This window comes from Streptomyces alfalfae (genome assembly GCF_004127445.1).
GTDB lineage: Bacteria > Actinomycetota > Actinomycetes > Streptomycetales > Streptomycetaceae > Streptomyces > Streptomyces alfalfae.
In genome coordinates this window covers 86250-111351 of the sequence record NZ_QEXM01000049.1, presented here as the reverse complement: position 1 = coordinate 111351, position 25102 = coordinate 86250, and the positions used below count along the sequence as shown (strand labels likewise).

General features: G+C 71.5%; 20 protein-coding genes and 2 pseudogenes. 9 read left to right on the top strand and 13 right to left on the bottom strand.

Annotated features, from left to right (window positions below):
- Positions 1-41: 41 nt before the first annotated feature.
- On the top strand, positions 42-908 hold the full coding sequence (locus DCW30_RS31055) for a phosphatase PAP2 family protein (protein WP_076684261.1): 867 nt from the start codon (positions 42-44) through the stop codon (positions 906-908).
- Here DCW30_RS31055 and DCW30_RS31050 read toward each other — a convergent pair.
- The 8 genes and pseudogenes from DCW30_RS31050 to DCW30_RS31015 form a co-directional block, all read right to left on the bottom strand.
- A pseudogene (locus DCW30_RS31050) lies at positions 896-1900 on the bottom strand (chitinase); the annotation flags it as partial. The gene DCW30_RS31055 and the pseudogene DCW30_RS31050 overlap by 13 nt on opposite strands.
- 277 nt (positions 1901-2177) lie before the next feature.
- Positions 2178-2642, bottom strand: a complete 465-nt coding sequence (locus tag DCW30_RS31045) for a hypothetical protein (protein WP_076684262.1) — start codon at positions 2640-2642, stop codon at positions 2178-2180.
- A gap of 102 nt (positions 2643-2744) precedes the next feature.
- Positions 2745-4163, bottom strand: a complete 1419-nt coding sequence (locus DCW30_RS31040; RefSeq protein ID WP_076684263.1) for an NAD(P)/FAD-dependent oxidoreductase — start codon at positions 4161-4163, stop codon at positions 2745-2747.
- Positions 4164-4210: 47 nt separating this feature from the next.
- Positions 4211-5014, bottom strand: a complete 804-nt coding sequence (locus DCW30_RS31035; RefSeq protein WP_062778788.1) for an ABC transporter permease — start codon at positions 5012-5014, stop codon at positions 4211-4213.
- A complete protein-coding gene (locus DCW30_RS31030) occupies positions 5014-5949 on the bottom strand; it encodes an ABC transporter permease (RefSeq protein ID WP_076684264.1) in 936 nt (311 codons plus the stop codon). Before DCW30_RS31030 ends, DCW30_RS31035 begins: the two co-directional genes overlap by 1 nt.
- Positions 5946-7133, bottom strand: a complete 1188-nt coding sequence (locus DCW30_RS31025; RefSeq protein WP_076684265.1) for an ABC transporter ATP-binding protein — start codon at positions 7131-7133, stop codon at positions 5946-5948. Before DCW30_RS31025 ends, DCW30_RS31030 begins: the two co-directional genes overlap by 4 nt.
- 120 nt (positions 7134-7253) lie before the next feature.
- Complete coding sequence (locus DCW30_RS31020) at positions 7254-8504, bottom strand: polyamine ABC transporter substrate-binding protein (protein WP_076684266.1); 1251 nt, start codon at positions 8502-8504, stop codon at positions 7254-7256.
- Between the two features lie 66 nt (positions 8505-8570).
- Entirely contained in the window at positions 8571-10073 is a 1503-nt protein-coding gene (locus tag DCW30_RS31015) for a gamma-aminobutyraldehyde dehydrogenase (RefSeq protein ID WP_076684267.1), read from the bottom strand.
- A gap of 177 nt (positions 10074-10250) precedes the next feature.
- On the opposite strand from DCW30_RS31015, the gene DCW30_RS31010 reads away from it, so the two are divergent.
- Complete coding sequence (locus tag DCW30_RS31010) at positions 10251-10853, top strand: NADAR family protein (protein WP_076684268.1); 603 nt, start codon at positions 10251-10253, stop codon at positions 10851-10853.
- A gap of 425 nt (positions 10854-11278) precedes the next feature.
- Here the strand turns inward: DCW30_RS31010 and DCW30_RS31005 are convergent, their stop codons facing one another.
- A complete protein-coding gene (locus DCW30_RS31005) occupies positions 11279-11824 on the bottom strand; it encodes a DUF4190 domain-containing protein (protein WP_309029385.1) in 546 nt (181 codons plus the stop codon).
- 332 nt (positions 11825-12156) lie between these two features.
- On the opposite strand from DCW30_RS31005, the gene DCW30_RS31000 reads away from it, so the two are divergent.
- The 4 genes from DCW30_RS31000 to DCW30_RS30985 all read left to right on the top strand — a co-directional run bounded on the left by DCW30_RS31000 (position 12157) and on the right by DCW30_RS30985 (position 16204).
- On the top strand, positions 12157-13281 hold the full coding sequence (locus tag DCW30_RS31000) for an adenosine deaminase (protein ID WP_079249983.1): 1125 nt from the start codon (positions 12157-12159) through the stop codon (positions 13279-13281).
- 21 nt (positions 13282-13302) lie between these two features.
- Positions 13303-13983, top strand: coding sequence for a glycerophosphodiester phosphodiesterase (locus tag DCW30_RS30995; protein WP_076684269.1), 681 nt, complete (start codon positions 13303-13305; stop codon positions 13981-13983).
- 22 nt (positions 13984-14005) lie between these two features.
- Positions 14006-14899 carry a DUF72 domain-containing protein gene (locus DCW30_RS30990; protein ID WP_076684270.1) on the top strand — a complete coding sequence of 298 codons (894 nt, stop codon included), beginning with the start codon at positions 14006-14008 and terminating at the stop codon, positions 14897-14899.
- A 105-nt stretch (positions 14900-15004) separates the two neighbouring features.
- Positions 15005-16204: a serine hydrolase domain-containing protein gene (locus tag DCW30_RS30985; protein WP_076684271.1), complete on the top strand. Its 1200-nt coding sequence runs from the start codon at positions 15005-15007 to the stop codon at positions 16202-16204.
- Between the two features lie 12 nt (positions 16205-16216).
- On the opposite strand, the gene DCW30_RS30980 is transcribed toward DCW30_RS30985, so the two are convergent.
- The 4 genes from DCW30_RS30980 to DCW30_RS30970 all read right to left on the bottom strand — a co-directional run bounded on the left by DCW30_RS30980 (position 16217) and on the right by DCW30_RS30970 (position 21107).
- A complete protein-coding gene (locus DCW30_RS30980) occupies positions 16217-17407 on the bottom strand; it encodes an ABC transporter substrate-binding protein (RefSeq protein WP_076684272.1) in 1191 nt (396 codons plus the stop codon).
- A gap of 82 nt (positions 17408-17489) precedes the next feature.
- Positions 17490-18653 carry a TerD family protein gene (locus tag DCW30_RS37115; protein ID WP_076684273.1) on the bottom strand — a complete coding sequence of 388 codons (1164 nt, stop codon included), beginning with the start codon at positions 18651-18653 and terminating at the stop codon, positions 17490-17492.
- The gene (locus DCW30_RS37110; RefSeq protein ID WP_076684274.1) at positions 18583-19479 is read right to left on the bottom strand and encodes a hypothetical protein; all 897 of its coding nucleotides are present in this window, start codon (positions 19477-19479) and stop codon (positions 18583-18585) included. The genes DCW30_RS37115 and DCW30_RS37110 overlap by 71 nt, the downstream gene beginning before the upstream one ends.
- A gap of 188 nt (positions 19480-19667) precedes the next feature.
- Positions 19668-21107: a gamma-aminobutyraldehyde dehydrogenase gene (locus DCW30_RS30970; RefSeq protein ID WP_076684275.1), complete on the bottom strand. Its 1440-nt coding sequence runs from the start codon at positions 21105-21107 to the stop codon at positions 19668-19670.
- 163 nt (positions 21108-21270) lie between these two features.
- Here DCW30_RS30970 and DCW30_RS30965 point away from each other — a divergent pair, with 163 nt between their 5' ends.
- The 3 genes and pseudogenes from DCW30_RS30965 to DCW30_RS30955 all read left to right on the top strand — a co-directional run.
- A complete protein-coding gene (locus DCW30_RS30965) occupies positions 21271-21816 on the top strand; it encodes an Lrp/AsnC family transcriptional regulator (RefSeq protein WP_076684276.1) in 546 nt (181 codons plus the stop codon).
- Positions 21801-23180, top strand: coding sequence for an aspartate aminotransferase family protein (locus tag DCW30_RS30960; protein ID WP_062778814.1), 1380 nt, complete (start codon positions 21801-21803; stop codon positions 23178-23180). The genes DCW30_RS30965 and DCW30_RS30960 overlap by 16 nt, the downstream gene beginning before the upstream one ends.
- Positions 23181-23429: 249 nt before the next feature.
- Positions 23430-24137: pseudogene (locus DCW30_RS30955) on the top strand (ABC transporter ATP-binding protein); the annotation flags it as partial.
- Positions 24138-25102: the final 965 nt, after the last annotated feature.

Here is a 25102-nt window from a genome sequence, read left to right as displayed (position 1 = left end):
TGCCTGTCGGGCCGCCATCACCTGCCGTACGGTTTCTGCAGATGAGAGAAACACCCCGCCCGCGGGAGACCGCGGGTGACACCAGGGCGGAGCCTCCCCAGCCCCGCCCGGGTCGTGCCACCGCGCACGCACCCGGAGCATTCTGCTCCGGAACTCCTCACCGATCGGATGGCCGCTCGCCCCAAACCCCCCGGGGCGCGCGGCGACCCGATCCTTTCGGCCGCCCCGGAACCACCCCCCCTGTTCCGGGGCGGCCGCCCCTTCTCCTCGCGCTGTGCGCGCTCCTGTTCGCGCTCGTCACCTGGCAGGTCGCCGTCGGCGGGCCCCTGCGCCGCGTCGACGAGCGCGTCGGGCGGGACCTGGCCGGCAGCCGCTTTCCGGAAGGCGTCGCGGAGTTCCTCGCCGACCTCGGCAATCTCGTGGTCGCCGTGCCGGTGCTCGTCGCGGTCATCGCGTACGTGGGATCGCGGGGCCGCCGGGCCGGGGCGTACCGCTGGTGGCTGGGGCCGGTGGCCGCGGCCGGCGCGATGGTCCTCGTGCCGCTGCTCGTCGTCCCGCTCAAGGCGGCCGTCGCCCGCCCGGGGCCGCCGGGCATGGCGGGCGACGGCTACTACCCCTCGGGGCACACGGCCACGGCCACGGTCGCCTACGGGGCGGCCGCCCTGCTTCTGCTCCCGCTGCCGCACGGCGCGTACGGCCGCCGCGCACTGCTCTGCGGCTGCGCCGTGCTGAACCTGGGGGTCGGGTTCGGCCTCGTGCGGCGCGGCTACCACTGGCCGCTGGACGTCGTGGCGAGCTGGCTGCTCTTCGCGGTGCTGCTCCGGGTCCTGCTGGGGGTGACCACCCGGTTCGGGACACCCCCGCCCCCGTCCGGGGGATCGTCCGGGGACGTGGCTCAGCCGAAGTAGGCGTCGAAGTTCCTGGAGAACTCCTGGCCGTTGAAGCGGTCCCAGTTGATCGACCAGGTCATCAGGCCCCGCAGGTCCGGCCAGGTGCCGTGGGTCTTGTACGTGCCGCAGTCCGTGCCCTTGGTCAGGCAGTTCAGGGCCTTGTTCACCTCGGCCGTGGAGACGTGGCCGTTGCCCGCGTGGACCGAGGCGGGCATGCCGATCGCCACCTTGCGCGCGGGCAACGCCGGGAAGACGTTGTTCTTGTCGCCCGCCACGGGGAAGCCCGTCAGCAGCATGTCGGTCATCGCGATGTGGAAGTCCGCGCCGCCCATGAAGTGGTACTGGCCGTCCAGACCCATGATCGGCCCGGAGTTGTAGTCCTGGACGTGCAGCAGCGTGAGGTCGTCGCGCAGGGCGTGGATGACCGGGAGGTACGCGCCGGCCCGCGGGTCCTGGCCGCCCCACTTGCCGGTCCCGTAGAACTGGTACCCGAGCTGCACGAAGAAGGTCTCCGGGGCCATCGTGAGCGTGAAGCCGGAGCCGTACTTGGCCTTGAGCGTCTTCAGCGCCGAGATCAGGTTCACGATGACCGGGGTCTTCGGGTTCTTGAAGTCGGTGTCGTCGGCGTTCAGCGAGAGCGAGTGGCCCTCGAAGTCGATGTCCAGGCCGTCGAGCCCGTACTCGTCGATGATGGCCGAGACGGAGGAGACGAAGGTGTCGCGGGCCTGCGCCGTCTTCAGCTGCACCTGGCCGTTCTGGCCGCCGATGGAGATGAGGACCTTCTTGCCCGCGGCCTGCTTCGCCTTCACGGCCGCCTTGAACTCGGCCTTCGTCTCCACGTTCGGGCACTCGGTCTTCGGGCAGAGGTCGAAGCGGATGTCGCCCGAGGTCGCGGTGGTGGGCTCACCGAAGGCGAGGTCGATGATGTCCCAGCTGTCGGGGGTGTCCGCGAGGCGGGTGTAGCCGGAGCCGTTGGCGAAGCTGGTGTGCAGATAGCCGACGAGGGTGTGGTCGGCAGCGGCCTTCGCCCGCGCGGGGGGCTCGGCCGCTGGAGCCGCCGTGGCTCCCGCGGCGAGCAGGCCGGACGCGGTGAGCGCGCAGGCGAGGGCCGAGGCCACGGCGGCTCTTCGCAGGCCGTGCAGGGAGGAACGCTGGGGAGAACGCGACGGTGGACGGTCCACTTCTGCCTCCGGGGCGGGGGGTGGAGGTGCTCGGGTGGTGGATGCGCGCCCGCCCAACTTGGTCCAGACCAATGCCGGTGTCAATACCTCCGACACTCCCGGGCGCTCACGTGGCCCCCCGTGCCGCCGCCTCGTGCATCGCGAGTTCCAGCCGCGCCGGGTCCGTGAGCGTGCCCGAGCCGTCCGGCGGCACCAGCCAGCGCACGCCGCCCGCGGCCCGGCCCGGCCGGGGCACGACGATCCAGGCGCCGAGGCCGACACCCCGTATGCCCGTGCCGACCCAGTGGGCGGCGGTGCCCGGCGGCACGAAGAAGCCGACGCGCGCGTCGCCGCGGCCGGCGAGCACCGGGCCGGGGCGGTCGAGGCAGCGGTCCAGCACGTCGAGCGTGGCGTGCCCGAGGACGCCGGGGACGATGAGCACGTCCCAGGCCCTGCCCGCGGGCAGGAGCACGACGCCCAGGGGACTGCGCTCCCACTCCCAGCGGCAGGCGTCCGGTTCCGCCGCCACGGACACGAGCCAGTCGACCGCCGACCTCTTCCGCGAGCCCCCCGTACCTCCCGTGCCGGTCATGCCGGTCCTCCCTCTCCCGTGCGCACGCCCCGCGTCCGCAGGACGTGTCACAGGTGAGAGGGGGCCCGGGGGCCGGGCATTACGCGGTTTGGACGAGAAACTTCAGCTGTCGAAGCCGAGCCCCAGTCTGTCCATCGTTTTCAGCCAGAGGTTCCGCCTGCCGCCGTTGGCGTCGGCGCGGGCCAAGGACCACTTCGTCAGCGCCACGCCCGTCCAGGCGAACGGCTCCGGCGGGAACGGCAGCGGCTTCGTCCGCACCATCTCCAGCTCCGTACGCTCCGTGCGCTCGCCGGAGAGCAGGTCCAGCATCACGTCGGCGCCGAAGCGGGTCGCGCCGACGCCGAGGCCCGTGTACCCGGCCGCGTACGCCACGCGCCCCTGGTGCGCGGTGCCGAAGAAGGCCGAGAAGCGCGAGCACGTGTCGATCGCGCCGCCCCACGCGTGCGTGAAGCGGACCCCCTCCAGCTGCGGGAAGCAGGTGAAGAAGTGCCCGGCGAGCTTCGCGTACGTCTCGGGGCGGTCGTCGTACTCGGCGCGCACCTTGCCGCCGAACGGATAGATCGCGTCGTAGCCGCCCCACAGGACCCGGTTGTCGGCGGTGAGCCGGAAGTAGTGGAACTGGTTGGCGCTGTCGCCGAGGCCCTGGCGGTTCTTCCAGCCGATCGCGGCGAGCTGGTCGCCGGTCAGGGGCTCGGTCATCAGCGCGTAGTCGTAGACCGGCACAGTGTACGAGCGCAGCCGCTTGACCAGCGAGGGGAAGACGTTCGTGGCGAGCGCGACCTGGCGGGCGAAGACCCTGCCGTACGGCGTGCGGACGGCCATCCCGGCGCCCGCCGGGGCCAGCTCAAGGGCGGGCGTGTGCTCGTGGACGCGAACGCCCTTCTCCAGGCACACCCGCTTCAGGCCCCACGCCAGCTTCGCCGGGTGCAGCATGGCGACGCCCTCGCGGTCCCAGAGGCCGCCGAGGAACGTCGGCGAGTCGACGTGCTCGCGCAGGGCGTCCGCGTCGAGCAGTTCGGCGCCGCCGGCCAGGCCGTGGGCGGCCATCTCCTCGTACAGCTCGCGCAGTTCCGCGAGCTGGTGCGGCTCGGTGGCGACGTCGATCTCACCGGTGCGCTCGAACTCGCAGTCGATGGAGTACCGCTTGACGGCCGCCTCGATCTCGTCGAGGTTGCGCGCGCCCAGCTCCTCCAGCTTCGCGATCTCGCCGGGCCAGCGGGCCAGTCCGTTGCCGAGGCCATGGGTGAGGGAGGCGGCGCAGAAGCCGCCGTTGCGGCCGGAGGCGGCCCAGCCCGCCTCGCGGCCCTCGACGAGGACGACCTCGCGGTCCGGGTCGCGCTCCTTGGCCATCAGTGCGGTCCACAGGCCGCTGTAGCCGCCGCCGACGACGAGGAGGTCGCAGCGTTCGTCGCCGGTGAGGGCGGGCTCGGGGTCCGGCCTGCCGGGGTCGTCGAGCCAGTACGAGACCGGCTTGGCGTCGGAGAGTGAGGTGGTCCAGCGGGTCATGGCGCCAGGGGCCATGATTTCCACTCCTTCGGTAACGGTAGCGGCGTGGAGCGGTGGTACCGCTATTTCGCCTGTTTGTTGCGGCGCCTGCCGACGAGCATTCCGGCGAGCACCAGGAGGACGGCGACGAGGAACATCGCCGTACCGATCACATTGATCTGAACGGGCGTGCCGCGCTGTGCCGATCCCCAGACGAACATGGGGAACGTCACGGTCGAGCCCGCGTTGAAATTCGTGATGATGAAATCGTCGAAGGAGAGCGCGAAGGCGAGCAGCGCGCCCGCCGCGATGCCGGGTGCGGCGATCGGCAGCGTGACCCGCAGGAAAGTCTGCACGGGACCGGCGTAGAGGTCCTGGGCCGCCTGTTCCAGGCGGGGGTCCATCGACATGACGCGCGCCTTGACGGCGGTCACCACGAAGCTGAGGCAGAACATGATGTGGGCGATGAGGACCGTCCAGAAGCCCAGTTGCGCGCCCATGTTGAGGAACAGGGTGAGCAGCGAGGCGGCCATGACGACCTCGGGCATCGCCATCGGCAGGAAGATCAGCGAGTTGATGGCGCCGCGCGCGCGGAAGCGGTAGCGCACGAGTGCGAAGGCGATCATCGTGCCGAGCACGGTCGCGCCGATCGTCGCCCAGGCGGCGATCTGCAGGCTCAGCGAGAGCGAGCCGCACATGTCGGCGACCCCGCACGGGTCCTTCCAGGCGTCGAGCGAGAACTCCTGCCAGGAGTAGTTGAAGCGCCCCTTCGGTTTGTTGAAGGAGAAGACGGTGACGACGACGTTCGGCAGCAGCAGGTAGCCGAGCGTGAAAAGGCCGGCGATGACGACGAGATTGCGGCGCAGCCAGCGGAAGAATGCGGCCATCAGACGAGATCCTCCGTCCCCGACTTGCGGATGTAGAAGGTCACCATGAAGAGGATGGCGGCCATGAGGATGAAGGAGAGCGCGGCGGCCGTCGGGTAGTCGAGAATGCGCAGGAACTGCGTCTGGATGACGTTGCCGACCATGCGGGTGTCGGTCGAACCGAGCAGGTCCGCGTTCACGTAGTCGCCCGCCGCGGGGATGAAGGTGAGCAGCGTGCCGGAGACGACACCCGGCATGGAGAGCGGGAACGTCACTTTGCGGAACGTCGTGGACGGCTTGGCGTAGAGGTCGCCCGCGGCCTCGTGCAGCCGCCCGTCGATGCGCTCCAGGGAGGTGTAGAGCGGCAGGATCATGAACGGCAGGAAGTTGTACGTGAGTCCGCAGATCACCGCGAGCGGGGTGGCGAGGACCCGGTCGCCCGCCGTGACGCCCAGCCAGCTCGTGACGTCGAGGACGTGCAGGGAGTTGAGGGCGTCGACCACGGGCCCGCCGTCCGCGAGGATCGTCTTCCAGGCCAGCGTGCGGATGAGGAAGCTGGTGAAGAACGGCGCGATGACGAGGACGAGGATGACGTTGCGCCAGCGGCCCGCGCGGAAGGCGATGAGGTAGGCGAGCGGGTAGCCGAGCAGCAGGCACAGGACGGTGGCGGCGCCCGCGTAGAGCACCGAGCGCAGGAACTGCGGCCAGTAGTCGGTGAGCGCTTCCCAGTAGGTCGCGAAGTGCCAGGTGACCTTGAAGCCCTCTTCGAGCGACCCGGTCTGCACGGATGTCGAGGCCTGGTAGACCAGCGGGAGCGCGAAGAAGACGAGCAGCCAGAGGATGCCGGGGAGCAGCAGCCAGTAGGGGACGAGCCGCCCGCGCTTGCGCGGTCCGCGCGCGGGCGCATCCTCGCCGGCGGGCGCCTTCGGGGGTGGTGCGTCGGTCACGGTCGTCATGCGGAGGCGTCCTCCTCGACCTTCTCGACGCCCGCCGAGCCCGTTGTCCCGGCAAGCAGGGACTGGGCGGCGTCGAGGCCGAAGGTGTGCGCCGGGTTCCAGTGCAGGACGACCTCGGCGCCGGGGACGAGGCGGGTGTCGCGCTCGACGTTCTGCGCGTACACCTCGAAGGACGGGCAGACCGGGCTGTGCACGACGTACTGCGTGGAGACGCCGATGAAGCTGCTGTCGGCGATGCGTCCCGTGATGCGGTTGCGGCCTTCCGGAATCTGCCCGGCGTCGTCGGCGTGGGTGAGGGAGATCTTCTCGGGCCGTACGCCGACCAGGACCTTGCCGCCGGTGGTGGCGGGGCCGCCGCATCGGGCGGCGGGCAGCGTCAGCTTGCAGTCGCCGGCCTTGAGGACCAGGTCGTCGCCGCTCCTGGCGGCGCCCGCCTGGATCTCCGCCTCGATGAAGTTGGAGGTTCCGAGGAAGTTGGCGACGAAGGTGGTGCGGGGGTTCTCGTAGAGGTCGGCGGGGGCGCCGAGCTGTTCGACCCGGCCGCCGTTCATCACGGCCACGGTGTCGGCCATCGTCATGGCCTCCTCCTGGTCGTGCGTGACGTGCACGAAGGTGATGCCGACCTCGGTCTGGATGCGTTTGAGTTCGAGCTGCATCTGGCGGCGCAGCTTCAGGTCGAGGGCTCCGAGCGGCTCGTCGAGGAGGAGCACCTTGGGGTGGTTGATCAGCGCGCGGGCGACGGCGACGCGCTGCTGCTGGCCGCCGGAGAGCTGGTGCGGCTTCTTGCGGGCCTGCTCGCCGAGCTGGACGAGGTCGAGCATGTCGCCGACCTGGTTCTTCACCGACTTGATGCCGCGGCGGCGCAGGCCGAAGGCGACGTTCTCGAAGATGTCCAGGTGGGGGAAGAGCGCGTACGACTGGAAGACGGTGTTCACGGGCCGCTTGTACGGGGGCAGCGCCGTGACGTCCTGGTCCCCGAGGTGGACCGTCCCGGAGCTGGGCTCCTCCAGGCCCGCGATCATGCGGAGCGTGGTGGTCTTCCCGCACCCGGACGCCCCGAGCAGGGCGAAGAACGAGCCCTGCGGCACGGTCAGGTCGAGCGGGTGCACGGCGGTGAACGAGCCGTAGGTCTTGCTGATCCCGGTGAGACGGACGTCGCCGCCGGTTTCTTGAGCAGAGGTCATGGTGTCGTCCAGGAAGGAGTGGAGGGGGCGGAGGCGTCCCGTGTCGTTCAGGGGCGCGGGGAACTGCGCGACCGGCCACGGCGGACCGGCAGCCGGAATACGGCCTCGTCCGCCGAAGCGTCACGCGCCGGTCAGCTTCGCGAACTTCTCCTCGTACGCGGTCTCTTCCTTCGGCGTGAGCGACCGGAACGCCCGGGACTTCGCCTTCATCTCCGCGTCGGGGAGGATCAGCGGATTGGCCGCGGCGTCCTTGTCGATCTTCGCGAGAGCGTCCCGCACCCCGTCGACCGGGCACACGTAGTTGATGTACGCCGCGAGGCGGGCCGCCGGCTCCGGCTCGTAGTAGTAGTCGATGAGCCGCTCGGCGTTGCTCTTGTGGCGCGACTTGTTCGGGACGAGGAGGTTGTCCGTGGACGTGATGTAGCCCTGGTCCGGGATGTGGAAGCCGACGTCGGGGTTGTCCGCCTGGAGCTGCACGATGTCGCCGGCCCAGCCGAGGCAGGCGGCGATGTCGCCCTTGGCCAGGTCCGAGGTGTAGTCGTTGCCGGTGAAGCGGCGGATCTGCTTCTTGTCGACGGCCTTCTGGAGGCGGGCGATGGCGGCGTCGAAGTCGTCGTCGGCGAAGTCCGCGGGGTCCTTGCCCATGTCGATGAGCGTCATGCCGACGCTGTCGCGCATCTCGGAGAGGAACCCGACGCGCCCCTTCAGCTTCGGGTCGTCGAGGAGCTGCGACACCGAGGTGATCTCCTTCCCGCCGGTCGCCTTCTTGTTGTAGGCGATGACGGTGGAGATCCCGGTCCAGGGATACGAGTACGACCTGCCCGGGTCCCAGTCGGGGTTCCTGAACTGGGCGGAGAGATGGGTGTAGGCGTGCGGCAGGTTGGCGGGGTCCAGCTTCTGCACCCAGCCGAAGCGGATGAGCCGGGCGGCGAGCCAGTCCGTGACGCATATGAGGTCGCGGCCGGTGTCCTGGCCCGCGGCGAGCTGCGGCTTGATCTTGCCGAAGAACTCGACGTTGTCGTTGATGTCCTCGGTGTACTTGACCGTGATCCCGGTGCGCCTGGAGAACGCCTCCAGGGTGGGCCGCCGGTTCTCGTCCTTCTCGTCGACGTCCATGTACTCGGTCCAGTTGGAGAAGGTGATCCGCTTCTCCTCGGCCGAGTGGTCCTCGGACGACACCTCGCCCTGCCCCTTGCCCGCCGCGGGGATGCCGCAGGCGCTCAGCGCGCCGAGCCCGCCGACGGCGAGCGCGCCGCCGGTGGAGGCGCGCAGCAGGGAACGGCGGGTCAAGGAGCCCCTGCCGTTGCGCAGGCCGCGGCGCATGGCGGCCAGTTGGGCCGGGGAGAGGTCGGTCGGCTCGTACTGCTCCATACGCGGGTTGCCCTTTCGGGAGGAAGGCGGCCGCCGGTCGCGCGGCCTGTGGCTGTGGCCCTTGGGCTATCGGTCCCCGAAGATCGTGCGGTGCCAGTCCTTGCGGACCACCGCGGTGTTGTCGAACATCACGTGCTTGACCTGGGTGTACTCCTCGAAGGAGTAGGCGGACATGTCCTTGCCGTAGCCGGAGGCCTTGTAGCCGCCGTGGGGCATCTCGCTGAGGATCGGGATGTGGTCGTTGACCCAGACGCAGCCGGCCTTGATCTCGCGGGTGGCGCGGTTGGCGCGGAACACGTCGCGGCTCCAGGCGGAGGCGGCGAGCCCGTAGGGGGTGTCGTTGGCGAGCCGGATGCCCTCGTCGTCGCTGTCGAAGGGCAGGACCACCAGGACGGGGCCGAAGATCTCCGACTGCACGACCTCACTGTCCTGCGCGGCGTCGGCGATGAGGGTGGGCTGGTAGAAGGCGCCCGGGTGCTTGGGCGCCTCGCCGCCGGTCACCACGCGCGCGTAGGAGCGGGCGCGGTCGACGAAACCGGCGACGCGGTCGCGGTGCGTGTGCGAGATGAGCGGCCCCAAGTCGGTCGCCGGGTCGAACGGGTCGCCGAGCCGCACGGTCTCCATGAGGTCGGCGACGCCTTGCACGAAGGCTTCGTAGAGCGGCCTCTGCACGTACGCGCGCGTGGCGGCCGTGCAGTCCTGCCCGGTGTTGATGAGCGCGCCCGCGACCGCGCCGTGGACGGCGGCTTCGAGGTCGGCGTCGTCGAAGACCACGAAGGGGGCCTTGCCGCCGAGCTCCAGGTGGAGCCGCTTGACCGTGGCGGTGGCGATCTCGGCGACGCGCTTGCCGACGCCCGTGGACCCGGTGAAGGAGGTCATGGCGACGTCGGGGTGGCCGACGAGGTGCTCGCCGGCGTCCTTGCCCGCGCCGGAGACGATGTTGACGACGCCGTCGGGGATGCCGGCGTCGGTGGCGGCCCGCGCGAAGAGCAGCGAGGTGAACGGGGTCAGCTCGGCGGGCTTCAGCACGATGGTGTTGCCGGCCGCGATCGCCGGGAGCACCTTCCAGGCGGCCATCTGGAGCGGGTAGTTCCAGGGGGCGATGGAGCCGACGACGCCGATGGGCTCACGGCGTACGTACGAGGTGTGGTCGCCGGAGTACTCACCGGCCGACTGGCCCTGGAGGTGCCGGGCGGCGCCCGCGAAGAAGGCGGCGTTGTCGACGGTCCCGGGGACGTCGAACTCCCGGCTCAGCTTGATCGGCTTGCCGCACTGCAACGACTCGGCCCGCGCGAACTCCTCGGCGCGCTCGGCGAGCACGCCCGCGAAGCGGTGCATGGCGTCGGAGCGCTCCCCGGGGGTGGCCCCCGACCAGCCGGGGAACGCCTCGGCCGCGGCGGCCACGGCGGCGTCGACGTCGGCGCTTCCGGCGAGTTCGTACGAGAACACGTCATCGCCCGTGGCGGGGTCGACGACGGCGTGGGTGCGCCCCGACGTCCCCCTGGTCAGGCGCCCGGCGATGTACTGGGCGCCGTCCGCGAAGTGGTCCTGCGCCTGGAAGTTGTGCATGACGCTCTCCTCCGCCGTGCGCCCCGTTTGACGGGGCCCGGCGTAGCTCCAGATCGATTTGAGTGCCGATCCTGACAGAGCGGTGAATGCTCAACAAGTGATTCCGTTGTTGCCTTTTGGTTACGCGACGGAATCTGTCGACCAGGTGTCGAGTCCTCCTGAAAAACGCAGGACGGAATGTCAGTGGCGCGTGCCAGACTCGCGTGCATGATGAAGATCGACTCGGTCCGCTCGGCGGAGGCGTTGCTGGACGCGGTCCGAGCGGGGGAGCCGGTGAAGTACCTGCACTTCTGGGGGCACACCCCGCGCGGGGACGGCACGCTCGGGCGGAGCTGCCTCAGCCAGTGGTGGCCGTCGCCCTTCACGGTGGACGGCGTCTCGTACGCGACGGCGGAGCACTGGATGATGGCGGCCAAGGCCCGCCTCTTCGTGGACGCGGAGGCGGAGCGCGCCGTCCTCGCGGCGCGGACTCCGGCGGAGGCGAAGAAGGCGGGGCGGCTCGTGCGGGGCTTCGACGAGGCGATATGGGCCCGGGAGCGGTTCGCCGTCGTGGTCGAGGGCAGCGTCCACAAGTTCGCCGCCGACCCGGCGCTGGGAGACTTCCTGCGGGGCACGGGCCGGCGGGTCCTGGTGGAGGCGAGCCCTGTCGACCGGATCTGGGGCGTGGGCCTGGCGGCCGACGACCCCCGGGTGGGGGACCCCGCTCAGTGGCGGGGCCCCAATCTCCTCGGCTTCGCCCTGATGGAAGCGAGGGCTCTGCTGGGCCCCGGGGCGGCCTGAGCCACGGCCTCCGGCGGGGATGAGCGGCCTCGCCCGGCTTCGCGGTGGCCTTGGCGGCCCGCTGGGGCGGCCCCGTGCCAAGTGTTCGGGTTCCAAGCCGCCGCTTCGCGGCGGGTCTGGCCCACCCGCCCGCCCGCTCGGGCGGCTTTGGGGCGTCAGCGACGCCGGGTCGAGGGGTGCGGGTCGATGCGGGGTGCACGGGTGGGTGGGAAGTGTCCGCCGCGAAGCGGCGGGACAGGCCCGCCCGGTCGACGGGCCATCGACACTCGAGACCAGCGGCCACCGAGCCATGGCGGAGCCCAGTCGGCCCCCGGGTGACACCGGTACGCGAAGCCCGGCCTAGCCGGGGGGCTTCCGCGGCGCACCCGTGGGCGAACCCAGCAAGGCCCCCGGCGGCGGGCCGGCGCGCAAAGCCGGGCTGAGGCCTAGGCGTGGGTCACGAGCCGCACGGCGCTGGGCGGCCCCGCCGCATCCGCGTCCAGGGTCTCGTCCGGCAGCACGATCAAGAGGACCAGCAGGGCCGAGCCCAGCACGACGCCGGCCGCCCCGCAGATGATCCCGGCCAGGGCCTGGCCGCCGTTCGTCGCCTCGCCGCGCTTCGCCTTGCCGCGGCCCACCGCCCCGAAGATCACCGCGAGGATGCCGAGGACGATGGCCAGCGGCCACAGGCAGAAGCCCACCGCCGAGATGATGCCGAGGACGAGCCCGGCGACGCCTATGCCGTTCGCGGGCGCCATCGGCATCGCGGGCCAGCCGTACCCGGGAGGCCCGCCGGGCATCTGCTGCCCGGGATAGCCGTACCCCGGATGCCCGTACCCGGCGTACCCGCCCCCGCCCGCGAACCCCTGCGGCCCCGGATGACCGGCGAAGCCCCCGTACCCGTAGGGCGTGGGCAGTTGTCCCGGCCCCTCCGGTGACACGGGAGGCGGCGGCACCGGCTCCCCGGGCGCCGCGAAGGGATTGCCCGGCACGGGCCCCGCCCACTGCCCCGGCGCCACGGGCGCCGCCCCCGGCGCGGGAGTGACAGGAAGCGCGGGAGCGACGGAAGGCCCAGGAGGAACGGAAGGCGCCGGCGGCTGCCAAGCCCCCCGCTTCGGCGACGGCGCCGCATCCTCCGGCGGCGGAGCCCACGGGTCCCGCTCCCCCGGGGCCCCCGCTCCGTCCTCGGGCATGGCGGACATGACGGCTCCCTCTTTCGTACGTTCCGTCATGCTACGGCCCTCGCTTCACCCCCACGCCCCTCGGCCTACGATGGCCCGGACCCACCGATCAGCCGATCAAGCCCGTTCCTGGGGAGGAACCCGTGACCGACCAGCAGCCCGCAGCCGCGGCGACGAAGGCGACCCGGCAGCCCGCACCGACGCCCGCACCCGCGTCCACGCCGTCGCCCGCGTCCACGCGGGACACCCACGCCTTCATCGCGGGACTGCCGAAGGCGGAACTGCACGTGCACCACGTCGGCTCGGCGTCCCCCCGCATCGTCTCCGAGCTCGCCGCCCGGCACGCCGACTCGGCCGTGCCGACGGACCCCGAGGCGCTCGTCGACTACTTCACGTTCACGGACTTCGCCCACTTCATCCAGGTCTACCTCTCCGTGGTGGACCTGATCCGCACCCCGGACGACGTGCGCCTGCTCACCTACGAGGTGGCCCGCGACATGGCCCGGCAGAACGTCCGCTACGCCGAGCTGACCATCACCCCGTACTCCTCCGTCCGCCGCGGCATCGACGACGGCGCCTTCATGGACGCCATCGAGGACGCCCGCCTGGCCGCCGAGAAGGAGTTCGGCACCGTACTGCGCTGGTGCTTCGACATCCCGGGCGAGGCCGGACTCGCCTCCGCCGAGGAGACGCTGCGGCTCGCCGTCACGGACGGGCTGCGCCCCGAGGGCCTGGTCTCCTTCGGCCTCGGCGGGCCCGAGATCGGCGTGCCGCGCCCGCAGTTCAAGCCCTACTTCGACCGGGCCATCGCGGCCGGCCTGCACTCGGTGCCGCACGCGGGCGAGACCACGGGCCCCGAGACCGTCTGGGACGCCCTGAACCACCTGGGCGCCGAGCGCATCGGCCACGGCACCACCTCCGCGCAGGACCCGAGGCTCCTCGCCCACCTCGCCGAGCACGGCATCCCGCTGGAGGTCTGCCCGACCTCCAACATCGCGACCCGCGCGGTCCACACCCTCGACGAGCACCCGATCAAGGAGTTCGTCGCGGCCGGGGTGACGGTGACGATCAACTCCGACGACCCGCCGATGTTCGGCACCGACCTCAACAGCGAGTACGCGGTCGCGGCCCGTCTTCTCGACCTCGACGAGCGCGGCATCGCCGCCCTGGCGAAGAACGCCGTCGAGGCGTCCTTCCTCGACCCGGCGGGCAAGGCCGAGATCGCCGCCGAGATCGACACGTACACGGAGACGTGGCTCGCCGGCTGATCGCGGCAGCACAATGGGCCCATGCGCACCGTGACTGCTGTGGCCCACCGAGGCGATCCCTACCACGTCCGCGAGAACACCCTCCCGTCCCTGCGTTCCGCGCTCAGGAAGGGCGCGGACGTGGTGGAGATCGACGTCCGGCTGAGCAGTGACGGTGTGCCCGTCCTGCTGCACGACCCCACGCTGAAGCGTCTGTGGGGGTGCGAGCGCCCGCTGTCGGTGCTGTCCGCCGCCGAACTCGACGGCCTCACCGAGGGCGGCGTGCCGACGCTCGCCGCGGCCCTCGCCGCCACGGAGGGGCACCGCGTCATGATCGACCTGCCGGGCGCGACGGGCGAGGACGTGCGCACGGTCGTCGGCGTCGTCGCCGAGTGCGGGGCGGCCGAGCGGGTGTGCTACTGCGCGGGCGGCGACACGATGCTCGCCGTGCGCGAGGCCGCCCCGGCCGCGGAGATCGCGCTGACCTGGACGACGCTCGCCCCGCCGCGCCGCGTCCTGCTCGACGCGGTGAAGCCGCGCTGGCTCAACTACCGCTTCCCCCTCGTCGACCGTGAACTCGCCCTGGAGGTGCACCGCCAGGGCTATCTCGTCTCCGTGTGGACCCCGGACACGCGCCGCTCGATGCGCCGTCTGCTCGACGCGGGCGTCGACGCCATCACCACCAACCGCATCGACGTCCTGGAGTCACTGCGCACGCCGTGACGCATCGGGGTACCCGTACCGGATGAGCGAGATACTGGTGGGCACCTGTTCATGGACGGACCGCGCGCTGCTGGCCAGTGGCTGGTATCCGCCGGGGCTGAAGGACGCGGAGGGCCGCCTGCGCCACTACGCGGGCAGCTTCCCGCTCGTGGAGGTCGACTCCACGTACTACGCGCTGCCCAGCGAACGCACCTGCCGCTCCTGGGCGGAGCGCACACCGGACGGCTTCCGCTTCGACGTCAAGGCGTTCTCCCTCCTCACCGGCCACCCGACGCGCCCGGCCGCGCTCCCCGCCGACCTGCGCGACCGGCCGGCGGGCCCCGAACTGCTCGACGCCGTCTGGCAGCGCTTCGACGACGCCCTCGCGCCCCTGCGGGACGCGGGCCGTCTCGGCACCCTCCTGTTCCAGTACCCGCCGTGGTTCGCCCCCGGCCCCCGGGCCGAGCGCACGCTGGCCGAGTGCGCGAAGCGTGCCGCGGGCCGGCCTCTGGCGGTGGAGTTCCGCCACCCGGGCTGGTGGCGCGAGGACCGGGGCGCGCGCACCGCCGCGCTCCTGACGGACCTCGGCATGGCCGCGGTGGCGGTCGACACGGCCCAGGGCCTGCCGCGTTCGATGCCGCCGGTGGCGCCGGTCACCGTGGACCGCCTCGCGGTGATCCGCTTCCACGGCCGCAGCCCGGCCTGGGGCAACGGCTCCAAGGAGGACAAGTTCCGCCACACCTACACGGACGCGGAACTGGCCGAGTGGCTGCCCCGTATCCGGACGATGTCCGAGCGGGCCGACGAGCTGCACGTCCTCTTCAACAACTGCTGCGCCGACGCGGCGGTCCGCGCGGCGGAGTCGATGACCCGGCTCCTCGGCTCTCGCCCCCTAGGGGACACCCCTGCCCACGCCCCGGAGACGGCGGTGACCTGACCCCTCAGACGGTACGGGGGCCGCCTCCTCCGCGTCGACGATCCACGGCGTCCACGTGATCAACAGGATGGGAGCACCGACCCGCGAACCGATCCAGGAGTCACCGTGCAGCTCGCCACCCGCGCCGCCACCGCCGCCGCCCTCGTCCTCGGCCTGACCGCGACCGTGGCCGTCCCCGCGTTCGCCCGGCCGCCGGGCCCGTCCGGCACGGCGGCCGTGTCCCGGGCTGCGGACCCGGCCGGAACCACCCCGCGGGGGCTCGACCGCAAGGCCCTGCGCGAGGCGATCGAGGACCTGCCGAACCCCGACGCGACCGCCGCGCTCGTGCGGGTCGGCGGCGGAGAGGGGACCTGGCGCGGCAGCTCCGGCGTGCACGACCTGGTCACGCACCGCAAGGCCGACCCGCACGGCCGGTTCCGCGCCGGTTCCGTCACCAAGATCGTGACCGCGGCCGTGGCGCTGCAACTGGCCGCCGAGGGCGACCTCGACCTCGACGCCCCGCTCCAGCGCTATATGCCGGAGCTGTTCAAGGGCGCGAAGAGCGGCAGCGGCAAGGACTTCGACCCCATCCCCGTCCGCTCGCTGCTCAACTACACCAGCGGCCTCAAGTCGGGCGACGGCTTCGACGACGAGTTCGCCCACCGTTACGACACGCTGGACCCGAGGACCGTCGTCGCCTCGGCCATCGCCAAGGGCCCCGAGCACGCGCCGGGCGACGAACAGCACTACCGCAACATCGGCTACACCGTCCTCGGCCTGCTCATCGAGCGGATCACCGGCGACTCGTACGCCCGTCAGGCGGCCCAGCGGATCTTCCGGCCCCTGGACATGGACGACACCTGCTTCCCCGGCGCCGATCCCCGCATCCGTGGCCCGCACAACCGCGGCTACCAGGCGATGGAGCGGGCGGACGGCACCACGCGCCTCGTCGACGTGACGGTGTGGAACCAGTTCGACCGCTTCGCGGCGGGCGACATGATCTCCTCCACGGCGGACCTGGAGACGTTCACGCGGGCGCTGTTCGACGGCGAGGTGGTGCCGCGGCCGCAGCTCAAGGAGATGTTCACGCTGCCCCGCCTCGCGCCGGGCGTTCCCGAGGCCGTCTTCGGGGCGGGGCTCCAGCACATGGAGGTCGGCGGCCGGGACGTCTGGCTGAAGACGGGCGCCCGCCACGGCTACGTGAACATGATCGCCGCCACCGAGAACGGCTCCCGTACCCTCGTCTACTCCGTCAACGCCACGGACGCGAAGGGCGAGGGCATGAACCCGGTCGCGGAGCGCATCGCGCGGGCGGCCCTGGGCTGAGCCCCGCCGGGACTACAGCCCCGCCAGCGCGTTCCACCGCCTCGCGAGCTCCGGGCGTTCCTTCGAGGTGATGTCGCGGGCGATGGCGAGGCGCTCGCGCATGCTGTCGTCCGGGAAGATCAGGGGGTCCTCGGCGAGGGCGGCGCGTTCCTCGTCCTTGGAGGAGGCGAGGACGTCGCGGGCGGCGGGGACCGGGCAGACGTAGTTGACCCAGGCCGCGAGCTCCGCCGCCACCTCGGGCTCGTAGTAGTAGTCGATGAGCTTCTCGGCGTTGCGCTTGTGGCGGGCCAGGTTGGGGACCATCAGAGACTCGGCCCACAGTTCGGCGCCCTCCTCGGGGACGACGAACGCGATGTCCGGGTCGTCCGCCTGGAGCTGGATGACGTCGCCGCTGTAGGCCTGGCAGGCCAGGACGTCGCCACTGGAGAGGTCCTTGATGTAGTCGTTGCCGGTGAAGCGGCGGATGTGGTGGCTGTCCACCATCTTCTCGACCTTGTCGCACATCCGGTGGAAGTCGTCCGCCGTCCACGCGCGGATGTCGACGCCGTCCCCCTGGAGGAGGAGCGCGAACGCCTCGTCGAGGCCGGAGAGCAGCGTCACCTTGCCCTTGAGGTCGTCGGCCCACAGGTCGGAGACCTGCTTGATCTCCCGGCCGACCTTGCGCTTGTTGTAGGCGATGCCGGTGATGCCCGACTGCCAGGGAACGGTGTGCTTCCGCCCCGGGTCGAAGTGCGGGGACCGCAGGAGCGGGTCCAGGTACCGGGTGACATTGGGCTGGCGCGCCCGGTCCATCTCCTGGACCCAGCCCAGGCGTACGAAGCGCGCGCACATCCAGTCGCTGATGACGATGAGGTCGCGGCCGGTCTCCTGGCGGTTCATCAGGGACGGGCTGATCTTGCCGAAGAACTCGTCGTTGTCGTTGATCTCCTCCGTGTAGCGGACGTCGATGCCGGTCCGCTTCTCGAAGGCCGCGAGCGAGGGACGCCGTGAGGTGCTGTCGTCGTCGGTGTCGATGTACAGCGGCCAGTTGGCGAACGTCAGCTTCTTGTCCGTGGCGGAGCGGTCGCCCGCCGACCGCTCGTCCGGTGCGATGTAGGCGGCGGGCACACCGCACCCCGCGAGCGTGCCGACGGCCGTGGCGCCGCCGAGGGCTCGCAGCAGGGACCGGCGGGAGACGGAGGAGGCTGTGGGGTTCGCTGGCACCCCGGCAGCATGCGCCTTCGCGCCCCCGCCGGACAATGGACGCTGCGTCGAGCCGGGCGCGCCTGAGCCGACACCCTGTCGATCAGCCCGCCGCCGTACGGCTCGACGCCGGTTCCAGCCACGCCGCCAGGTCCCCGGCGGTGACCCGCTCCAGCGGCGCGGCGTCGACCGGACCCGGGTAGAGGCGGTACACGGTGCCGGACGCGGCCGTCGCCGCCTCCGGCAGCTCGCCGTGCAGGAGGGCGAGGAGGGCCCGGCGGCCCGTCAGCTCCGGTTCGGCGCGCAGGGCGTCGGGCTCCCAGGCGTCGCGGACACGCAGGGCGAAGTCCGCGCGGGGCTCGTCGTCGGCGCGGCGGTAGCCCCACAGGACGTGGCCGCGGCCGCGGACGAACACGTCCCCGACGGTGCGGGCCGCCGCCGTCCAGCAGGCCAGGTCCCAGAGGGTGGCCCGGCCGCCCGGCTGGAAGGCGTCGAGCAGGTCGTGGCCGATGTGCCCGAGCTGCCTGCGGTAGCGCCACACGTCGTGGTTGCCCTCGGACGTGGCGAGCGTGACGTCCGCCCACCAGGCGCGGCGCGTGCGCAGGTCGACGACCATCGGCACGCGCAGCCGCGCGTCGCCCGCGAGGTCGAAGCGCTGGCGGATCGTCCGCGGGTCGTAGCGGGCCCGCTTGTCGCCCCGCACGGCCATGAACCCCGCGAAGGCGTCCGGCAGTTCGTCGAAGGCCACGTCGTTGTACGAGAGGACGGCCGGCACCACGAACCGCACCCCGGTGGCCGCGAGCCGCGGCAGGTCGAGGTCCAGGCACTCGGTGGCGCCGTGCGGGGCGGGCGCCGACGTGAGGTCGCCGGAGTGCCGGGCGGCGCCGCCCGCGTACTCCAGGTGCGTGTAGTCGCAGAGGCCGATGAACCGCCACAGGTCGTCGTAGAGCGCGACGGACAGGTCGAGGTCGACGCGGGTGCTCCTGGGCTGGAGCCAGTGCAGGAAGAGCCGCACGGTCTCGCCGTCCGCCGGCATGGGCAGCGAGCTGCCGCGCGGCACCGCGACCAGCGAGGCGGCCGATGCCCGCTCGGCGAACGGTACGGGCAGGTCGGCGAGCGAGGCGTCCAGGACCGCCACGTCGTACCGCTCGCCGTCCCGCTCGGTCAGGCGTCGCACGGCCTCCGCCGCGATCAGCTCACCGGCGCGGCCCGCGACGCGGGAGGGCAGCGGCGGCCGGTGGTCGTCGACCGCGTACGCCTTGGTCACCCGCCCGCGCGGGAAGAAGACGCGGCGGCGCCCCGGCGCCGTGCGGATCGTGAGCTGTCCGTACGCGCCGAGCAGTGGTCCGGGAGCGGTGTGCGGCAGGGCGCGGGCGAGCGCCTCGGCGACCGGCTCCGGCAGGGTCGCGGAGCCGGAGCGGGCGAGGAGCAGGTCGAGGCGGCGCCAGGAGTTCGCCGGGGCGTTCGCCGAGCAGCCGCGCGGCGGCCGTGGTGTCCCAGCGGCCGAGGGCGTCCTCGACGCGGCTCTGCCAGGTGACGACGCGCAGCCGGTCGCCCACGAGCCGCACGCACGCGTGCCGCCCCGCTTCGGCGAGCAGTATGCCGCCGAGCCGTGTGTCGTCGAGCCGTGTCCCCCGCAGCACGGCGAAGGCGAGCGCCACGCGCGCGTGGCGGTGGGCGCCCTCGAAGGGGTGCAGGATCTCGCCGACCCGCTTCCACGCGCGCGGGTGCCGAGCCATGTCCTCGGCGAGACGGGCGAAGTCGAGCCGGTCGAGGAGGGCGAGGAGTTCACGGCGCACGGGCCGGGTGAGGCCGCGCAGACGCGGCGGTTCGAGCAGGTCGGGGTCTCCGCCCGACCGTACGGCGAGCAGGCGCAGCACGTCCGTGGCGGTGTCCGCGTACCGCGCGACCAGCGGCCGGGTGCCCGCGTCGTCGAGCAGCGGCGCGAGCGCGAGCGCCTTGCTCTCGCGCAGCGGTATCTCGGCCGGGAGCCGGTCGGCGGCGACCGTCCGTCCGGTGCCCTCGGCGACGTCCACGCTCTGCCGTCGGCGCAGCAGCAGCCCCGCGAGATCGTCGGTCGTCGACGTCACCATCTGGTCCCGCCCCCGTAGCGCGGAGAGAAGCGGGGGCGGGAAGTGTGTGCGCTACGGCTCTTTTCACATAAGAAGAAAGAAGGAAGCACGCCGCGGAGCCGCCCCCGCGTACGCAAGACGGTACGTGGGGGCGGGCGGTGCGGTCACCTGATTTCGGCGCCGCCGAGCCGCGGGCGCGGCCCTCGGGCTCAGCCCTCGATCGACGTCATGACGTGCTTGATGCGCGTGTAGTCGTCGAAGCCGTAGGACGAGAGGTCCTTGCCGTAGCCGGACTTCTTGAAGCCGCCGTGCGGCATCTCGGCCACGAGCGGGATGTGCGTGTTGATCCAGACGCAGCCGAAGTCGAGGATCTTGGACATGCGCATGGCGCGCGCGTGGTCCTTGGTCCAGACGGAGGAGGCGAGGGCGTACTCGACGCCGTTCGCGTACTCGACGGCCTGCGCCTCGTCCGTGAAGGACTGCACGGTGATGACGGGGCCGAAGACCTCGTTCTGGATGATCTCGTCGTCCTGCTTGAGGCCGGAGACGACGGTCGGGGCGTAGAAGTAGCCCTTCTCGCCGACCCGTGAGCCGCCCGCCTCGACCTTGGCGTGCGCCGGCAGCCGCTCGATGAAGCCGGAGACCTGCTTCAGCTGGTTGGCGTTGTTGAGCGGGCCGTAGAGCACGTCCTCGTCGTCCGGCATGCCGGTCTTCGTGTCGGCGGCGGCCTTGGCGAGCGCCGTCACGAACTCGTCGTGGATGGACTCCTGGACGAGCACGCGCGTGGCGGCCGTGCAGTCCTGGCCGGCGTTGAAGAAGCCGGCCATCGAGATGTCCTCGACGGCCTTGGCGATGTCGGTGTCCTCGAAGACCACGACGGGCGCCTTGCCGCCGAGCTCCAGGTGGACCCGCTTGAGGTCCTTGGCCGCGGTCTCGGCGACCTGCATGCCGGCGCGCACGGAGCCGGTGATGGAGGCCATGGCCGGGGTCTTGTGCTCGACCATCAGGCGGCCGGTGTCGCGGTCGCCGGTGACGACGTTGAAGACGCCGGGCGGCACGATGGAGCCGATGATCTCGGCCATCAGGACGGTCGACGCGGGCGTCGTGTCCGAGGGCTTCAGGACGACGGTGTTGCCCGCGGCGAGCGCCGGGGCGAACTTCCACACGCCCATCATCATCGGGTAGTTCCACGGGGCCACCTGCGCGCAGACGCCGACCGGCTCACGGCGGACGATGGAGGTCAGGCCCTCCATGTACTCGCCGGCCGCGCGGCCCTCCAGCATCCGGGCCGCACCCGCGAAGAAGCGGATCTGGTCGACCATGGGCGGGATCTCCTCGGACCGCGTGAGCCCGGTCGGCTTGCCCGTGTTCTCGACCTCGGCCGCGATGAGCTCCTCGGCCCGCTCCTCGAACGCGTCGGCGATCTTGAGCAGGGCCTTCTGCCGCTCCGCGGGCGTCTGGTCACGCCAGGCGGGGAACGCGTCGGCCGCGGCCTTCATGGCGGCGTCCACGTCGGCCTGACCCGACAGCGGTGCGGTCGCGTACGCCTCGCCGGTCGCCGGATTGATCACCTCGGTGGTCCGTCCGTCGGCCGCGTCCCGGAATTCTCCGTTGATGTAGTTGCGCAGACGGCGCAGCTCGGTGGTCACTTCCGGCCCTCCAGGTCAGATGTCCAGTGGATGAGACACCCACACTAGCCGTTGCACCGACGCTTTCAACATACCCGGCACCCCAGAACTGCGGAATCCGTGACGATCGAAGTCCGAGACAACGAATTTCATCGGTTCGACCTTGCGGAAGTGACGAGACGTCGTGCAGAGTGAGGGCGTGGCCAGTCGCAGCGCAGACCCCAGCAGCCCCCGCGGCTCCCGCACCGGAAACCCGGGCGGCGGCACCAGCGGGAACGGCGCCCCTCCCGTGGACGCCGTGTCTCTGGCGATCATCGAGCAGCTCCAGGAGGACGGACGCCGTCCGTACGCCGCCATCGGCAAGGCCGTGGGCCTCTCCGAGGCGGCCGTGCGCCAGCGCGTCCAGAAGCTGCTCGATCAGGGCGTGATGCAGATCGTCGCCGTCACGGACCCGCTCACCGTGGGTTTCCGCAGGCAGGCGATGGTCGGGATCACGGTCGAGGGCGACCTCGACCCCGTCGCGGACGCGCTGACCGCCATGCCGGAGGCCGAGTACGTGGTGATGACCGCGGGCTCGTACGACCTCCTGGTGGAGATCGTCTGCGAGGACGACGACCACCTCCTGGAAGTCATCAACAAGCGCATCCGCGCCCTCCCCGGCGTGCGCTCCACCGAGAGCTTCGTCTACCTCAAGCTCAAGAAGCAGACCTATATGTGGGGAACCCGATAGCCGTGAGCAAGGACCTCAGCCAGACCGCCTACGACCACCTGTGGATGCACTTCACCCGCATGTCGTCGTACGAGAACGCGCCCGTTCCCACCATCGTGCGTGGCGAGGGCACCTACATCTACGACGACAAGGGCAAGAAGTACCTGGACGGTCTGTCCGGCCTCTTCGTCGTCAACGCGGGCCACGGCCGTCACGAACTCGCCGAGACCGCCTACAAGCAGGCCCAGGAGCTGGCCTTCTTCCCGGTGTGGAGCTATGCCCACCCGAAGGCCGTCGAGCTGGCCGAGCGCCTCGCCGACTACGCGCCGGGCGACCTCAACAAGGTCTTCTTCACCACCGGTGGCGGCGAGGCCGTCGAGACCGCGTGGAAGCTGGCCAAGCAGTACCACAAGCTCACCGGCAACCACACGAAGTACAAGGTCATATCCCGCGCGGTCGCCTACCACGGCACCCCGCAGGGCGCCCTGTCCATCACCGGCCTGCCGGCCCTCAAGGCCCCCTTCGAGCCGCTGGTCCCCGGCGCGCACAAGGTGCCGAACACCAACATCTACCGCGCCCCGATCCACGGCGACGACCCCGAGGCCTTCGGCCGCTGGGCCGCCGACCAGATCGAGCAGGAGATCCTCTTCGAGGGCCCGGAGACCGTCGCCGCCGTCTTCCTGGAGCCGGTGCAGAACGCGGGCGGCTGCTTCCCGCCCCCGCCCGGCTACTTCCAGCGCGTGCGCGAGATCTGCGACAAGTACGACGTGCTGCTCGTCTCCGACGAGGTCATCTGCGCCTTCGGCCGCCTCGGCACGATGTTCGCCTGCGACAAGTTCGGCTACGTCCCGGACATGATCACCTGCGCCAAGGGCATGACCTCGGGCTACTCCCCGATCGGCGCGTGCATCATCTCGGACAAGATCGCCGAGCCGTTCTACCAGGGCGACAACACCTTCCTGCACGGCTACACCTTCGGCGGCCACCCCGTGTCGGCCGCGGTCGGCATCGCCAACCTCGACATCTTCGAGAAGGAGGGCCTGAACCAGCACGTCCTCGACAACGAGGACGCGTTCTACCAGACCCTGCGCAAGCTCCTGGACCTGCCGATCGTCGGCGACGTCCGCGGCAACGGCTTCTTCTACGGCATCGAGCTGGTGAAGGACAAGGACACCAAGGAGACCTTCAACGACGAGGAGACCGAGCGCGTCCTGTACGGGTTCCTCTCCAAGGCCCTCTTCGAGAACGGCCTGTACTGCCGTGCCGACGACCGCGGCGACCCGGTCGTCCAGCTCGCGCCGCCGCTGATCTCGAACCAGGACACGTTCGACGAGATCGAGGGCGTCCTGCGGCAGGTGCTCAGCGAGGCGTGGACCAAGCTCTGAGGCGGGCGCTCCGCACCTCTCCACACCTCCGTACCCCCCTCCGCACGCTGGAGCGCGTGCCGAGCATCGCCTGATCGAGTGATCCACACCGCCCCCGGGGGCACCCGTTCGAGTGAGAACGGGTGCCCCCGGGCCGCGTCTTTTCCGGGCAGGTCCGCCCGAATCCCTAGCGTGCCCAGTGACCGATCGGCCCCGCCTTCGTTCCCCCCGTGCGTGGGAGTCGAGCTGATCTGAACCGAGGTGTACGCCATGGTGGCCCCGCCGGACAGCGACGTGCTGTGGGCACGCGCACTGCACGTCACACACAACGGCTCCCCAGCCCTCACCGACGTCTCGCTCGGTGTCGGCGAGGGCGAGATCCTCGTCGTCAACGGCCCGCGTGGCAGTGGAAAAACGACTCTGCTGCATGTCCTGTCGGGCCGGCTCCGGCCCCAGGAGGGGGAGGTCTGGTTCGACGGCGGTCCCCTCCACACGATGCGTACACGCGCGCGTGCGAGGTTGCGGCGTGAGCGCTTCGGCTGGATCGAGTCGTCGCCCCAGCTCGTCCCCGAACTCACCGCCTGGGAGAACGTCGCGCTGCCGTTGATGCTGCGCGGCACGCCCCACCGGGCGGCCAAGGCCGCCGCCCAGGAGTGGCTCGACCGCCTCGACATCGGCAAGTGCGCCCAGAAGCGGCCGCACGCCCTCCGCCAGGCGGAGCGGCAGCGCGTCGCCGTCGCCCGCGCGCTGATCACCATGCCGTCCGTGATCTTCGCCGACGAGCCGACCGCGCCGCTCCACCATGCCGACCGCACACATGTCCTCCGGACGCTGACCACCGCGGCCCGCTCACACGGCATCACGGTCGTCCTCACCACGCACGACACGGAGGCGGCACCTCTCGCCGACCGCACCCTGACGTTGCTGGACGGGCGGCGCGTGGAGGCTGGGGAGCTGCGGCGTCGGCGTGAGCGTGAGGATGGGCACGGGATTGGGGTTGAGCTTGGGCTGGAGAGTGGGGTTGCGGTTGGGGGTTCCGCTGTGGCGGTGGGGGCTGTTCCCACTTTGGAGACCCTGGGGGCTTCGGGGGGCGTTGAGGCTTCGGAGACCGCTGCGGCTTCGGGGGGTGCTGAGGTTGTGAACAGTGCTGGTGCTGGTGCTGCGGCTTCGGGGGGCGTTGAGGCTCCGGGAGGCGTTGAGGCCTCGGGGGGTGCTGCGGCACCGGAGGCCGCCGATGTCCCTGCGCCGGAGGCTGCCGGGTCGGCTGAGGCTACGGGGGCCGCTGCGGCGCCGGAACCTGCCGACATCCCGGCCCCAGAGGCTGCCGGGGTCTCCGCGGCCTCGGGGGCTGCGGAGACCCCGGAGGTCGTAGAGACTTCGGAGACCGCGGAGGCCTCGGAGATCGCGCAGGCCGCAGGAACTGCTGGGCCCCCGGAGATCGCGGAGGCCGCAGAAGCTACTGAGACCTCAGAGGCTGTTGAGACGCCGGAGGTCGCTGAGACCTCGGGTGCCGACACGACGCCAGAGGCCGCTGAAGCCCCGGAGGCCGCTAAAGCCCCGGAGCACGCCGAGGCCCCGGAGACCGTCGAGACCCTGGAGGTCGTCGAGACGCCGCGAGCCACCAACACCCCGGGAGCCGACACGACACCAGAGGCTGCTGAAGCCCCGGAGGCCTTCGAGGCCCCGGAGTCCGTCGAGACCACTGAGACCACCGCGGCCGACACGCCACCAGAGGCTCCTGAAACCCCGGAGCCCACCGAGGCCCCCGCAGCCGCTGAGCCCTCTGAAGCCACCGGCAGCCCCGAAGCCCCCGCGACCCCCACGGCCTCCGAGGCCCCCACGGCTCCCGAGGCCCCAGACGCCCCCAAGGCCGCCGAGACCCCCGACGCTCCAGGCACCGCCACACCCACCGAAGCACCAAGTACCCCCAGGGCCCCAAGCTC

Coding starts and splice junctions, on each gene's coding strand:
- DCW30_RS31055 (WP_076684261.1), top strand. CDS start 42: ATGAGAGAAACACCCCGCCCGCGGGAGACCGCGGGTGACACCAGGGCG.
- DCW30_RS31015 (WP_076684267.1), bottom strand. CDS start 10,073: ATGCACAACTTCCAGGCGCAGGACCACTTCGCGGACGGCGCCCAGTAC.
- DCW30_RS30990 (WP_076684270.1), top strand. CDS start 14,006: ATGAGCGAGATACTGGTGGGCACCTGTTCATGGACGGACCGCGCGCTG.
- DCW30_RS30995 (WP_076684269.1), top strand. CDS start 13,303: ATGCGCACCGTGACTGCTGTGGCCCACCGAGGCGATCCCTACCACGTC.
- DCW30_RS37110 (WP_076684274.1), bottom strand. CDS start 19,479: ATGGTGACGTCGACGACCGACGATCTCGCGGGGCTGCTGCTGCGCCGA.
- DCW30_RS31035 (WP_062778788.1), bottom strand. CDS start 5,014: ATGGCCGCATTCTTCCGCTGGCTGCGCCGCAATCTCGTCGTCATCGCC.
- DCW30_RS31040 (WP_076684263.1), bottom strand. CDS start 4,163: ATGGCCCCTGGCGCCATGACCCGCTGGACCACCTCACTCTCCGACGCC.
- DCW30_RS31045 (WP_076684262.1), bottom strand. CDS start 2,642: ATGACCGGCACGGGAGGTACGGGGGGCTCGCGGAAGAGGTCGGCGGTC.
- DCW30_RS31025 (WP_076684265.1), bottom strand. CDS start 7,133: ATGACCTCTGCTCAAGAAACCGGCGGCGACGTCCGTCTCACCGGGATC.
- DCW30_RS31030 (WP_076684264.1), bottom strand. CDS start 5,949: ATGACGACCGTGACCGACGCACCACCCCCGAAGGCGCCCGCCGGCGAG.
- DCW30_RS31010 (WP_076684268.1), top strand. CDS start 10,251: ATGTCAGTGGCGCGTGCCAGACTCGCGTGCATGATGAAGATCGACTCG.
- DCW30_RS31020 (WP_076684266.1), bottom strand. CDS start 8,504: ATGGAGCAGTACGAGCCGACCGACCTCTCCCCGGCCCAACTGGCCGCC.